We start from the raw sequence: 13371 nt of genomic DNA on the forward strand, positions 1-13371 counted from the left end.
GTGTTGTGCCGCAGACAGCGGGAAGGGATCCGTTCGGTGCTCACGGTAGGTCGCTGGTGCGGCGTGTTCCATCAAATCACCAATCAGGGTGTTTGCGCCGCTGGGCTCACGGCGGGACGCTCGGTCCGTCTGTACAGGGGCGCCGGACAAGCCGGTGCCACTACAGTCCCTTGGAACGCCGTGCGCGAGAACACACCCTAGGTGTGTGGTGTGGGCACCCTGATTACTCTACGAGCGACTCGCTCTTCAGCCAGTCGTACGCGACATCTGCGGGATCCTCGCCGTCGATGTCGACTCGGCCGTTCAGTTCCTGCATCAAGTCGTCGGTCAGCCGCTCGGAGACCACACCCAGCAGGTCGGCGATCGCCGGATATCGATTGATGATCTCGTCCCGGACCACCGCGGTGCCGCTGTAGGGCAGGAAGAACTTGCGGTCGTCGTCGAGGACTGCGAGGTTCAGGTTCTTCACGCGACCGTCGGTGGTGTAGACCATTCCGAAGTTGCAGGGTGCGCTCTGCGCCGTGGACGTGTACACCACACCGGCATCCATCCGGGTGACGTTGCTCGACGGAACACCGCCGGGCGCGTTGAGGGGGATGCCGTAGGTTTCGAGCATCGGAACGAACCCGTCCGCACGACTGAAGAATTCGTCGTCGACGCAGAATGTCCGTTCGGATTCCGGCAAACGCGCGACGTCCGAGAGCGATGTGACGCCCAGCCGTTCGGCGGTCGGTGCCGATGCGGCGAAGGCGTACGTGTCGTTGAAGTTGGCCGGCGGCAGCCATTCGAGGTCGTGGTCGCGCTGCTCGACGTCGTGTACGCGCTGCCACAGTTCCCCGGGGTCCGAGATCGTCTCCGTCTCACCGTGGTAGTTCACCCACCCCGTGCCGGTGTACTCCCACAGGATGTCGGCGTCACCGTTGAGTTGTGCTTGCCGTGAGGACGCGGATCCCGGCGCGCCCGTGAGGTCGGTGACCTTGGCGCCCGCCGCCGCCAGGTAGGTCGCGGTGATCTTCCCGAGAAGCACCCCCTCGGTGAAGCTCTTGGACGTCACGACGAGGGAGGAATCCGCCAGTGGGCGATCGCCGCCGGGCAGGGTCGCGTCGTGGAACGTGCCCGAAGAGCTGACCAGTCCACAACCGGAGGCCACGCTCGCGGACAGCGTGACCGCGATCGCGGTCGCAGCAAGTCGAAGACGCAGCCGGTTCATGCCACTCCTCGCGGGGTTGCGACGAGCTCGACCAACCGTCCGAGCCAATCGATGATCAACGCCAGTAGTCCGACCAGGATGGCCCCGGAGATGAGCAGTTTCGGCAGGAACAGTGTGACTCCCGTCGTGATGAGCGTGCCCAGGCTTGTGGCGCCGATGAATGTGCTGAGGGTTGCCGTGCCGACGAGGATCACGAGTGCGGTCCGGACGCCGTTCAGGATCACGGGAACGGCGAGCGGCAACTCCACCTGCACCAGCGTGCGCAGACCCGAGAAGCCGATGCCTCGCGCGGCCTCGATGGTTCGTCGATCGACCTGGTCGATACCGACGATCGTGTTCTGCAGGATGGGCAGGATCGCGTAGACCACGAGCCCGACCACTGCGGTGCGGAATCCGGTGCCCAGCCACATGGTGAGCAGAACGATCAGACCCACGGCGGGCGCCGCTTGGCCGACGTTCGCGAAATTGACCACTACCGGCTTGACCGGTCTGGCCTTCTCGCGGGTGAGCACGATTCCCAGGGGAATGGCGATCAGGACGACGATGACCGTGGCGGTCAGGGTCAACGTGATGTGGTCGAGGATCGTCGTCCGGAGGTTGCTCCAGCCCAGTGACGCCTCCTCGGTCGGCGTCAGCGTGGTGGACCGATACCACAGGATGTACCCGGTACCGAAGACGACGATGAGAAGGGGTTCGAACCACACATCCATCGGCAAGCGACGAAGCCGGTTCACGGGGTCGTGCCCTCGGTGTGCGCGGTGTACGTGACGTGCCCGTCGCCGGCCCGCGCGTCGGACAGCTGTCCGCGGATGACCGCCATCACCGTCGCGATGGTGAGTGCCCCGGTCACCGCACCTCTGCTGTCGGTGACGAGGACGCCGCCCTGGCTCGCGGCCAGCATGGAGTCGAGCGCATCGTTGAGCGTGGACGACGGCGCCRCCACCGGGAGACGCGGGTCGACGTAGTCGGACACCCGATCCTTGGTGGCCACTTCGTCGAGCGACGGCCACGCTTGGGCCCGGCCGTCGCCGTCGACGACGACGATCCACGTCACGCCCTGTGCTCGAGCACGACCGATGACCTCGTCAGACGGCTCGCCGATTCTCGCGGTCACCACCGGATCGTGCTCGACATCCTTCACCCGCGACAGAGTCAGGTGGGCAAGCGTCGCACCCGACCCGACGAACTCCTCGACGAAGGGGGTGGCCGGCTTCGCCAGAATCTCCTCGGGCGTCGCGTACTGCTCGATGTGGCCGCCCTCGGAGAGGATCAGGACCTTGTCTCCGAGTTTCGTGGCCTCCTCGAAATCGTGTGTCACGATCACGATCGTCTTCCCGAGTTCGTGCTGGATTGCGATCAGTTTGTCCTGCAAGCGAACTCGAGTGATAGGATCGACCGCCCCGAACGGCTCGTCCATCAGGAGAACCGGCGGGTCCGCGGCGAGTGCACGTGCCACCCCGACCCGCTGCTGCTGCCCGCCCGACATGTCCTTGGGGAGCCGGTCCTCGAAGGTGGCGGCATCGAGTCCGACGAGATCGAGCAGATACTCGGTGCGTTCGGCGATGCGTTGCGCATTCCACCCCAGCACCCGCGGAATGGCGCCGATGTTCTTGGCCACGGACCAGTGTGGGAACAGGCCACCCGACTGGATGACATAGCCGATCGACTGCCTGAGCTTGTCCGGATCCTCGCCGGTGACGTCGCGGTCGCCGATGAAGATGCGTCCCTCGGTCGGTTCGATGAGGCGATTGATCATTTTCAGTGTGGTCGTCTTGCCGCACCCGGACGGACCGACGAATGCGACGATGTGACCGGCCTCGATATCGAGATCGAGTTTCTGCACGGCCGGCTTCGTCTGGCCACGATACTGCTTCACCACTCCGTCGAGCCGAATGGAGGCACCGGTGACCGTGCGCTCGCCGGCCACCGTATCGGCGGCGCTCCCGGTCTTCTCGTCGGTCATGACAATCCCTTCGCGATGGTGAGCCGCCCGAGGAGGACGAGCAGGCCGTCGAACACCAGGGCGATGACGACGATGAGCACGGTTCCGGTCAGTGCCATCTCCACGGAGTTCGTCCCTCCCAATCGGGACAGGCCGTTGAAGATCAGCGAGCCGAGTCCCGGCCCGAGGACGTACGCGACGATCGCGGCGACACCGACGACCATCTGAGTCGACACCCGAATCCCGGTGAGGATGACCGGCCAGGCCATGGGCAACGACACCGAGAACAGGATGCGTCGACGGGAGAGCCCGATCCCGCGTGCGGATTCGATGACCGAATCGGGAACCGAGCGCAGGCCGACGATCGCGTTGCCGATGACAGGCATTGCCGCGAAGAACGCCAGCATGATGAACGACGGCACGACTCCCAGCCCGAACGGCACGATCAGCAGGGCGAGCAATGCGAGGGACGGGATCGTCAACGCGACCCTGCTGGTGGTGAGTGTCAAGGCCGAGAAGAGCGGCAGGCGGTGCACCGCGATGGCGATGAGCACGGCGACGATGGTGCCGACCAGCACAGTTTGGAACGCGAGCGATGCGTGCTGATACGTCAGGAACCCGAGGAACTCTCCCCTTCCCTGCAGGTAGTTCCACATGTTCACGAGATTCCCCCTTGCGGCCACCGTGTTTCGGGGGCACATCGACTCCAGTACTCCGCCCGTGCCGGACGGCGACGATACCGCCCGGATACCGACGACGACCGAGTACCCAGTCTCGCCGATCGCAGACCGATCCGCAGGAAAGGGGATCGGCGTGTCCGCCAACTGCGGCGACACCGATCGACGCAGAAATCAACCGTTTTCGAAACAGTTGAAAACAGCTCGAGCCGAACACCTCGAGGCGTGATTCCGCGGCCGAATTACTGTGCCTCGAAGGGGTCACCCTCGAGTGCCTCGGACTTGCGGCCGTCCGGTCCGGCGGGCACGTCACCTTCGAGGGTGATGCGGAACAGTCGACGGTCGTCGTCGGTGACGAGGTCGTTCGGCGCGAGATGGACCGACGAACGGTTGTCCCAGAACGCGATCGACCCCGGCTCCCACTTGAACCRCACCGTGTACTCGGGGCGAGCCAGCTCTTCGTAGAACAGGCCGAGAAGGCGACGACTCTCGTGGGCCGACACACCGGCGATCTGCTGAGTGAAGCCCGGGTTGACGTAGAGGGCCTTCTCCCCCGTCTCGGGGTGCACCCGCACCACCGGGTGTTCGCTGACCAGCGGGCGCCGCTCGACACGGCGGAGGTAGTCCTCGGTGGGCGTCGAACCGGCGTCGGGCGCGAATCGGTGCACCGCACGCAGTTCGTCGGCGAGTCGCTGGATCGGCGCCGACAGACCGTCATACGCGGCGACGCCGTTGGACCACTGGGTGTCGCCGCCGTACGGGGGCAGCACCTCCGCGCGCAGAATCGACGCGAAGGGTGGGTTGACCGCAGCGGTGACGTCCGCGTGCCATCGCACCTTGTCGTAACCACCGCTGGACGCGACCCGCGATGTGAAGCGATCGCGGAAGATCGGATAGATCGTCGGATGGTTCGGGTCGGGAATCGAGTCGACGAGTGGGTGTGCCGGAGTCGGCTTCCCGAAGTACGACGCGAAACGTAGGTGCTGGTCGTGGTCGAGGAACTGTTCTCGGAAGAACACGACCTTCCACTTCAGCAGTGCGTCGCGGATCGCCTGGATTTCGTCGCCGGTCAGCTCGCGGGTCAGATCGACGCCGCGAACCTCGGCGCCGGTGTATCCGGACTGCGGGATCACAGCGAGTCGAGTTGCGGCCTGCGTCATGTGAACTCCTTCTGTGGGGACTTTCGGCAGCGGCATCGGGCGACACCGTCCACTGCGTTCGGGGCAAAGGGCGACGGGACTGAGGTTCAGGCGGTCCGGCRGATCGTGTGGGTGGCCGCGCACATCGGGCACCACGTCGCCTCACCGACGATCCACCCGTTGGTGCGTGCGAAGGCGACCGCCTCCCGACGACCGGCGACGGCGGCGTCGAAGCGGTGCTCACACAGATCACACCGCAGCATCCATCCACGCTTCCCTGAGGACCGCACCAAAATGTGAACAGTCATGTCACCCCCGTGACTTCGTCAGACTTCGTTCTCAGCATGGCACACCCTGCCCCGCGCTGAGTTGTCCCACACAGGCGCTCCGGGCCGCCGCCCGGATTCGACTCTCGTGTTCGACTCCGGGTGTGCAGTCGAGATGTAGGCGCGACACTTCTTCGCTCCCAACGGATTCAGAGCTATCGCACGCGCCGACCAGTCGCCGAATCCGCCCTCCGCAGTCCCTGCCGTGGGCACGAACCCGAGTAACCATCACGCCGATCCGAACCCTCCGCCGCATCTGCGAGGAGCATTAGCATCGTTGGTATTCAGCGGTTTCCGGTGTCTGTTCGCGCGGACGGTCCGGCGTCTCGCCGGCAGTCCCCACCCGAAACACACCAGTCATATGCAACCAACTCGCGCGGTCAATGGAGTCGATTCAGTATGTCGAACAATGAAAATGTCAACGTCGGTCGCCGGTGGAGTGCGATTGCGCGCCGCGTCGCAGCCGTGACGGCGCTCGGAGGCGTGGCACTGCTCGGCTTCGCCGCACCTGCCGCGGCGCATGTCCACGTCGACAGCGCGGAGCAGCTGTCGAAGGGCGGATACGGCCTGGTGCGCCTCATCGTTCCCACCGAGTCGGACGACGCGTCGACAATCGGTCTGTCCCTCACGGTCCCCGAGGGCGTCGACTTGACCTCGGCTCGGACGCTGCCGATTCCGGGATGGACGGCGACGGTCGAACGTGAGCAGTCGGGCGACGGGGAACGGGTGTCACGAGTCAGATGGCAGGCGACGGATCCCGCGAACGGATTGAAGGCAGCGGAATTCGGGGTGTTCACCCTGTCGGCGGGGCCGTGGCCCGAGGACGTCGACTCGGTTCCGCTACCCACTGAGCAGATCTACAGCGACGGATCGGTGGTGTCCTGGAACGAGGTTGCCGTCAACGCAGGCATCGAACCCGAACACCCGGCTCCCGTCGTCACGCTCGCCTCCGGTGGCGCGCACGGCGACGGGCACAGCGGCACACCAGATTCGGCACCGGCCGACGGTTCGTCCCATGTGGCCGCGTCCGACAGCGATTCGACAGCGTGGCTGTGGCGCACGATCGCTGTGGTCGCCCTGGTGCTCTCGCTGGGGGCGACAATCGCGGTGATCGCTCTCGTGCGTCGGGGTCATGTCCGAACCTAGCCCGCCGGTGCTCGTGCAGAACGACAACCGCCGATTCGCGGTCACGATGACGCGAGCTGTTGCGTTCTCCTGGCTACTCACGCTCTTTGCGACGGCAGCATGGTTGGCGCCACCCGCGTCGGCCCACGCCACCATCGTCTCGACCACTCCGGGCGACGGATCGCACGTCGACGTGTCGCCGGAGGTACTGGCCTTCGAGTTGAGTGAGCCGGTCACGCTGGTCGAGGGGTCGGCGCAGCTGATCGACAGCACCGGTGCCCGCCACTCGGTCGCGACCGACCGGGTCGAGGAAGGTGGCCGCCGGATCGTGTTCGTGGTCGACGGAAAGATTCCCGACGGGGCGTATCTCGCTACGGCACGGGTGATCTCCGCAGACACCCACGTGGTGTCGCTGTCGAGCAGATTCACGGTGGGCTCGGTCACCCAGTTCGGACACGCCCTCGACGCCGGTGTGACAACAACCGGAGCCGAGCAGTACCTCCGCTACCCGAGCAAGTCGGCGGTGTACCTCGGTGTCGTCCTGTCCTCGGGCCTCATGATCGCCGGCCGCTGGGTCTGGCCCACCGCCCTGGGCGACCGCCGTTTTCGCACGGTCTACCGGGTGGGAACGGCGATATTGACCGTCGGGCTGCTCGGTCGATTCATCGTGCAGGTTGCGGGGCAGTCGGGCGGGCTGGTCGACGCGTCGGCGTCGGCTGTCGCAACCGTCCTGGGTGCTCAGCTGGGTGTCGCGATCGTCGTGGCGGTGGTGCTGAACCTCGCCTGCTTCGCGTATCCGCCCGGGACTAACCGGACCGCCGACGTACTCGGGTACCTCCAGGCCGCGTCGGCGGTTGTCGCGATCACGCTCGGCGGTCACGGGGGGTCCACCGAAAGATGGCCGCTGGCGTTCATCGGCACCGCTGCGCACGTATACGCCGCCGCTGTGTGGCTCGGCGGAGTGTGCATCCTGGCTCTGGTAGTCGACGGTGCCGCGCAGCTCGAACGATGGCATCGGGTGGCCGCAGGCCATGTGGTGCTCGTGTCCGCCACAGGTCTGACCCTCGCGATCCTGCAGGTCCGTCCCATCGAGGCGCTGTTTCGCACCTCGTACGGACTGGCGCTGACCGTCAAGGTCGTACTGGTCGGGCTCGTCGTGGTCGCCGGCTACCTGACATACCGTCGGTACCGCCACGGAACGACCGACCCGGCCGGTGACCGCGGTGAGAACCCGCGGCGCTCGCGCACCGTGATCGTCGAGGCCGCTCTCGCGGTCGCGGTCCTCGCTGCGACGTCGTTGCTGTCGTCTCTCACACCCGCCAAGTACAGCTACACCACGAGTGTGCACACCGAGCTGAACTTCGGTGCGTCGGAGATCCTGGACGTCGAGATCGACTCCGTCCGCCGCGGCCCCCAAACATTGACCGTCCGGTTCCGGACCCCGGATGCTGGGTTCGCCGCGGGCGCAGCGCTGCCCGACGTGGACGTCGAACTCTCCTCGGCCGTCGCCAATGTCGCACGGATGCCGGTCGAACTCACCAGAACCGGACCCGACGGCGACGGACTCACCTGGATCAGTGACGGGGTGATCGTGCCGACCGCCGGGGAGTGGAAGGTCACGGTTCGGTTCGAGGGCACCCACGGACCCAAGCTGGCGTCCTTCGATTACGAGGCCCTCTAGAGAATCCGGCACTGTCGACCGGCCCCCGACCGTGCGTCACTCGCTCTCCGCCGCGGCCACCGGAATGTTCGCGCCCCGGAATTTCGCTTCCAGGAACTGGGCCAGTTCTGGGCTTTCCAGCGCACGTGCCAGTTCGAGCACTCGCTGGTCACCCGCCAACCTCGACGGCGCGACGAGCACATGCGCATAGGGATTCCCCGGGCCCGGTTCGATCGCGAGCGCGTCTTCCGCCGGCGTCAGACCGATGGATGCCGCGTCATCCGGATTGAGGACCACTGCGTCGTAATTTTCGTACAGCGACTGGAGGTAGTCGTCGTAGCCGAGTCCCAGGAGTGTCAGGTGCCGGAGCGAGTCCAGCACGTTCGCCTGGGTAATCGTGAGATCCACCGCCGAGGTACCCCCGAACGGGCGATCCAGCTTCACCAGCCCCGCGCTCTGCAGCAGATAGAGTCCACGCGCGAAACCGGTCGAAGTCGCGGGGAGCACGACCTGCGAGCCATGGGGAAGACTCTGCCCGGTCACCTCGTCCGCCACCAGGCCCACGTTCACCCAGCTCTCGGTGTCTTTCACGTCCTTCCATTTCGACGAGTACAGGCCGTATGGAACGACATTCACCTTCGACACAATGCTCAGATTGTCGTACGAATGCGTGCCGAGATCGGCTTCGAACGCGGGGATGTGCTGATAGAAGGAAAGGTCGCCGTCCCCGGCGGCCACCTTCCCGTTGGAATCTTCCGACGCGTCGACGAGTTCGATTTTCGCCGAGGCCGGCAGGAGATTCTCGACCGCGTACTCCAAGATCTCGCGGTCGTCACCGGCGCCGACGTAGACGACGAGCGAGTCCCCGGAACCCCCGGCGGTCTCGTAATCGACCTGTGTGTCCGACCCGCAACCAACCAACCCTGTAACGGCCGCGAGCGTGAAGGCGACGGTCGCGAGGACGCTGCGCCGGTTGAGAACCACAGTTGCGTTGACACGGCTGTGGTGACTTGCGCGTTGCATCTGACCACTCACTCCACTCTCAGAGGTTTTCGACACGGAACGACCGGCACCCAGGAACTCGGGCGCCGGGTTCCTGGGTGCACGGAAAGCTGACGACGATCTACCGACCGTTGCGGACGTCGGTACGGACTCGCGTGTTCGTCACTTGTTCGTCAGTCCTCGCTGCCATGCGGTCAGTCGCCATTCGGCACCGGTGAGCACGCCGTTGACGAGGATTCCGATGAGACCGAGGGTCAGGATGCCGGCATACATTTGCGGGGTCTGATAACGCAACGCGGCGTTGTTGATATAGATACCCAAACCCTGCGCACCACCGACGAGCTCGGCGGCGACGAGAGCCGTGAACGCGTTCGCAGCAGCCAGACGGATCCCCGGGAAGATCGCCGGGATCGCCGCCGGAAGAACCACGCGGCTGAAAATGTACACCCGCCCGGCTCCGAGTGTCCGGGCCGCATTCAGCAGGATGCGCTCCACACCCCCGACCGCTCCGACCGCGTTGATGAAGATCGGCCAGAAGCAGGCCCACACGACAATGGCCACCTTGGACTCCTCGCCGATTCCGAGGAACACGACGAAGACCGGCAAAAGCGCGAGCAGCGAAAGATTCCGGAAGAACAGCAGGAGTGGTTCAGCGAGCTTCTGGAAGATCGGGAACGATCCGACGACGATGCCGAGGGTGATGCCCGCCACGAGCGCAATGGCGAATCCGGTCAACGCACGCTCGACACTCGGCCAGATCTCGGAGCGCAACGTGCCGTCCGTAAGTCCGTCGACGAACGCCGTGGCCACATCCTGTGGCTTCGACAGATATAGTGCACTGACGTACTCGGAATCAACGATCCACCACCAGAGCACCAAAAAGGCTGACAGCCCGATGATTCCGTAGATCAATCGGTCGTATTTCACGAGCCACGGGTTGGGCGCCTTGGGCGGAGTGAGATCCTCGTCCAGCAGGTGTTCCTCGCCGCGTGCCGGCTCAGTGATCGTCGTTGCCAATGTGCACCTCCTCCCCGAGGACGCGTGCGACGCGCGACCGGATGTGCGCGAACTCCTCCGAGTTGCGGGAGTCGCTGTCCCGGGGCCGCGGAAGCTCGACGTCGAACAACGTCTTCACCTTGCCGGGTGCCCGGGTCATGACCGCGATCCGATCCGACAGGAAGATGGCCTCGTCGATCGAGTGGGTGACGAAGAGGATCGTCTTCTTCGTGTCACCGGATTCCCAGATACGCAGCAACTCGCCCTGCAGGAACTCACGCGTCTGCGCATCCAGGGCGGCGAACGGCTCGTCGAACACCAGGATGTCGGGTTCGTAAGCGAGAACGCGCGCGATCGCGACCCGCTGACGCATACCACCGGAGAGCTGGTGAGGAAGCCGGTTGGCGGCGGCTTCCAGGCCCACCGTCTTCAGCACCTTCGCTGCCCTCGCCCTGCGTTCCGCCTTGGGGACGCCGCGGATCTTGAGGCCGACCTCGACGTTCTTCTGCGCCGTCAGCCAGGGGAACAGAGCGTAACCCTGGAAGACGACGCCGACGTTCTTGTTGACGCCTTCGACTCGTTTACCGTCGACGAGAACAGCTCCGCCGTTGTGAGTCTCCAAGCCCGCGAGAATGTTCAGAAACGTCGACTTACCGCAACCACTCGGCCCGAGGAGGGAGAGAAACTCGCCGCTCTTGATCTGCAGGTCGAATCCGTCGAGGACTGCGGTGGCGTCCTTGGTCGACGTCGATCCCGGTTTCGGATAGATCTTGGCGACGCGCTTCGCCTCTATCTTCCAGTCCGTACCTTGGGCAGGGGGCGCGATCGGCCCCGCGTCCTGCTCGAATCGTTCAGCTAGCACTTGTTGAGTCATGTCGTGTGACTTCCTGTCGGGTGCGGATGGCGCCGGATCACTTTTCGAGGCCCTCGATGTCGACAAGGTGCGTCTTGAAGATCCCGTCGTTCTGCTCGTCGGTCACGATCTCAGTGTTGTCTTCCTGGGATTCCAGAAGGTCTGCGGACTTCGCGTAGGGGTTGAAGGCGTTGGTCGCAACATCTTCGGGCTTCAGATTCTCCGAGCCCGGCAGCGGCTCACCCACCTCTTCCACGAGATCCCACCACAGCTGCAGGCTCGCCTTGTCGAGCAGAGCGTTGGGTGCGTAGTGCCAGTTGGTGGTCTGCTCCACCGGATATCCCGTGGTCTTGCCGGCGATCTCCGCGGACTCCTTCGGGTGGGCGTTGGCCCAGTTGGCCGTCTTCGCGATCACGCCCACGAACGCACGCGCCGCGTCCGGGTACTTCTGCAGCCACGCGTTGCTCGCGACATACGGTGCCTGGCCACCCAGCGGGCCCCAGTCTTCGAAAGACGTGAAGGCCTGGGTGAACTTGTCCGGCTGGCTCTGCAGCACACCGACCAGCGGCGGGTGGAAGACCCCGAGGTCGACCTCGCCTCTTTCGATCGCTGGTGCAATGAGCTCGTTCTTGAGCTCGAGGAAGTTGACCTTGTTCAGATCCACACCGTTGTTCTGCAGGTATCGCTTGATCACCAGGTCTGTGCAACTGTTGGACCCGGAAAGACCAATCGTCTTGCCCTCGATGGCCTTCAGGTTCTCCTTGGTGATGTCCGAGCCCGCCTTGGTGAAGTAGGCCATGTGAGGCATGTCGGGCAGGTCGAGCATGCTCGAGGCGATGGCCGTGAACTTGAAGCCCTTCACCTTCCCGTCGATGTCGTTGTTGAACATGCCCGTCGCGATGTCGATCGCGCCCTGATCGAGCAACTGCACCGCGGGCACAGCCGTGGCAGGCCCGACGTACTCCGGACGGACCCCGGCGTTGTCCCAATACCCCAATTCGTCAGCGATCCTGACCAGCGACAGGGCGGTGGGCGAGTTGGCGAAGCGGAACGTCACCGCCCCGTCGTCATCGCTACCACTGCCGCACCCGGCCAGCACCAGCGGCGCTGCAACCAACAGCGCCGACCAGGTGGACAACTTCTTCGTCAGGCGCATGTTGCCGAAGACGCTCATGCTCGCGCCTCCCGGTGCGTGGTTCTGCCACTCACGGCATTTCCTCTCTCTCGCGGTGGATGTGGTCGTCGGTTCCCGGTTGGCCGGTCACTCCCGAGGAATAATTCGATTTAGAAGATAAAGCTCGGGCACAGGCTTTTCCTACGGATAGATTCACCATGAGCCAAGCTCCCATGACCCGAAGCAGCATGAGACCGCGTAAAACTAAGTGGTTCAATGGATATGGACTTGCTTGACCGGGCAAGAGGTGACGGAATATGAAGAATTTATTAACGATGGAGCAATAATCTTGTAGATGGGAATTGTGAATCATCCTTTCCCAGTGCAATAAGTTGATCAGCTCATGATTCACTGCATCTGAATGTCGCCCTCATCCCTGCGGGCGTGCCCTGAGACTGTGTAGCCGAAGGCTCGGCCGGCCGCCGGTGCGGGCTGCTCCGCCCCGACTATCAAGCCACGACCACACCAAGGCAGTTGGCGGCGGGCGAACTTATCGGCGGTGCGGGGATGGGCTGGGGTTTGCCCGACATCGTGTGGCTCGGCGCGGTAGACGAGGAGCGCGGGGCCGGGGAGCTCGAGACCGCGGTGTCCACTCCGCTGCCCGACTCGCACTGGCGCGCCGTTCTCAACGAGATCGCGCCCAGTACCTCCAGGTTCGTGGCCTCGCCCCGATCGTCCGTACGGCCCAATTCGAGCAGTACGTTCGCTGACTCGGCGAGTTGCGGTATCCACATCTGGGTCAACCGCAGACCTGGACCGACTAACGCGAGTCTGCATGGCGCAGGATGACACCGGCAACCACGGTCGAAAACGCGGTCGCGACCAGCACCGCGACAAGCACCGAAGTCGTGATCCAGGCAGCGAACCTGGGGCCGGGTTGCCCGTCAGGAGCGGCGACCGGCATCGGCGGCCAGTTGGTGGAGGACGGCGACCATCCGGTCCACCTCCTCGCAGGTGTTGTAGAACGACAACGACGGCCGCACCGTGCCCTCGACACCGAATCTCCGCATGATCGGTTGCGCGCAGTGATGTCCCGCGCGCACCGCGATGCCCTTCGAGTTGAGCGCCTTACCCACCTCGAGCGGCTCGTACCCGGCGAGCACGAACGAGATCACGCTCGCCTTTTCCGCCGCGGTACCGATCAGCCGCAACCCCGGAACGTTCTTCAGTTCTGCGGTGGCGTATTCGAGCAGGACATGCTCGTAACGGTTGACGTTCTCGATCCCGATCCGCTCCACGTACTCGATGGCAGCACCCAACCCCACTC

The 13371-nt window shown here is 64.6% G+C and carries 13 protein-coding genes; 2 read left to right on the forward strand and 11 right to left on the reverse strand.

Going from position 1 to position 13371, the window contains the following annotated elements; all coding sequences use genetic code 11:
- Window positions 1-223: 223 nt before the first annotated feature.
- From AC1DWT_RS44325 to AC1DWT_RS44350, 6 genes are all read right to left on the reverse strand, one after another.
- Window positions 224-1210 (reverse strand): glycine betaine ABC transporter substrate-binding protein, encoded by a 987-nt coding sequence (locus AC1DWT_RS44325; protein WP_206012494.1) that lies wholly within the window; start codon window positions 1208-1210, stop codon window positions 224-226.
- Window positions 1207-1944, reverse strand: a complete 738-nt coding sequence (locus AC1DWT_RS44330) for an ABC transporter permease (RefSeq protein WP_179377686.1) — start codon at window positions 1942-1944, stop codon at window positions 1207-1209. The genes AC1DWT_RS44325 and AC1DWT_RS44330 overlap by 4 nt, the downstream gene beginning before the upstream one ends.
- Complete coding sequence (locus tag AC1DWT_RS44335; RefSeq protein WP_477925685.1) at window positions 1941-3173, reverse strand: ATP-binding cassette domain-containing protein; 1233 nt, start codon at window positions 3171-3173, stop codon at window positions 1941-1943. Before AC1DWT_RS44335 ends, AC1DWT_RS44330 begins: the two co-directional genes overlap by 4 nt.
- Window positions 3170-3808 (reverse strand): ABC transporter permease, encoded by a 639-nt coding sequence (locus AC1DWT_RS44340; RefSeq protein WP_095864030.1) that lies wholly within the window; start codon window positions 3806-3808, stop codon window positions 3170-3172. The genes AC1DWT_RS44335 and AC1DWT_RS44340 overlap by 4 nt, the downstream gene beginning before the upstream one ends.
- 263 nt (window positions 3809-4071) lie before the next feature.
- Window positions 4072-4989, reverse strand: coding sequence for a TauD/TfdA dioxygenase family protein (locus AC1DWT_RS44345; RefSeq protein ID WP_477925687.1), 918 nt, complete (start codon window positions 4987-4989; stop codon window positions 4072-4074).
- A gap of 86 nt (window positions 4990-5075) precedes the next feature.
- Window positions 5076-5276, reverse strand: a complete 201-nt coding sequence (locus AC1DWT_RS44350) for a hypothetical protein (protein ID WP_477925689.1) — start codon at window positions 5274-5276, stop codon at window positions 5076-5078.
- Window positions 5277-5693: 417 nt separating this feature from the next.
- Here AC1DWT_RS44350 and AC1DWT_RS44355 point away from each other — a divergent pair, with 417 nt between their 5' ends.
- Window positions 5694-6440, forward strand: coding sequence for a YcnI family copper-binding membrane protein (locus tag AC1DWT_RS44355; RefSeq protein ID WP_072941249.1), 747 nt, complete (start codon window positions 5694-5696; stop codon window positions 6438-6440).
- Entirely contained in the window at window positions 6427-8100 is a 1674-nt protein-coding gene (locus tag AC1DWT_RS44360; protein ID WP_206012496.1) for a copper resistance CopC/CopD family protein, read from the forward strand. The genes AC1DWT_RS44355 and AC1DWT_RS44360 overlap by 14 nt, the downstream gene beginning before the upstream one ends.
- Window positions 8101-8136: 36 nt before the next feature.
- Here AC1DWT_RS44360 and AC1DWT_RS44365 read toward each other — a convergent pair whose 3' ends face one another.
- From AC1DWT_RS44365 to AC1DWT_RS44385, 5 genes are all read right to left on the reverse strand, one after another.
- On the reverse strand, window positions 8137-9102 hold the full coding sequence (locus AC1DWT_RS44365; RefSeq protein ID WP_206012497.1) for a MetQ/NlpA family ABC transporter substrate-binding protein: 966 nt from the start codon (window positions 9100-9102) through the stop codon (window positions 8137-8139).
- A 141-nt stretch (window positions 9103-9243) separates the two neighbouring features.
- On the reverse strand, window positions 9244-10098 hold the full coding sequence (locus tag AC1DWT_RS44370; RefSeq protein ID WP_241031255.1) for an ABC transporter permease: 855 nt from the start codon (window positions 10096-10098) through the stop codon (window positions 9244-9246).
- The gene (locus tag AC1DWT_RS44375; RefSeq protein WP_206012498.1) at window positions 10079-10951 is read right to left on the reverse strand and encodes an ABC transporter ATP-binding protein; all 873 of its coding nucleotides are present in this window, start codon (window positions 10949-10951) and stop codon (window positions 10079-10081) included. Before AC1DWT_RS44375 ends, AC1DWT_RS44370 begins: the two co-directional genes overlap by 20 nt.
- A 37-nt stretch (window positions 10952-10988) precedes the next feature.
- Window positions 10989-12104 (reverse strand): ABC transporter substrate-binding protein, encoded by a 1116-nt coding sequence (locus AC1DWT_RS44380; protein WP_241031256.1) that lies wholly within the window; start codon window positions 12102-12104, stop codon window positions 10989-10991.
- Window positions 12105-12988: 884 nt separating this feature from the next.
- Window positions 12989-13371 (reverse strand): aminotransferase class V-fold PLP-dependent enzyme (locus AC1DWT_RS44385; protein WP_477925694.1); only part of this gene is annotated, 383 nt, incomplete at its 5' end.

It is taken from the genome of Rhodococcus sp. P4_B6 (assembly GCF_056402215.1).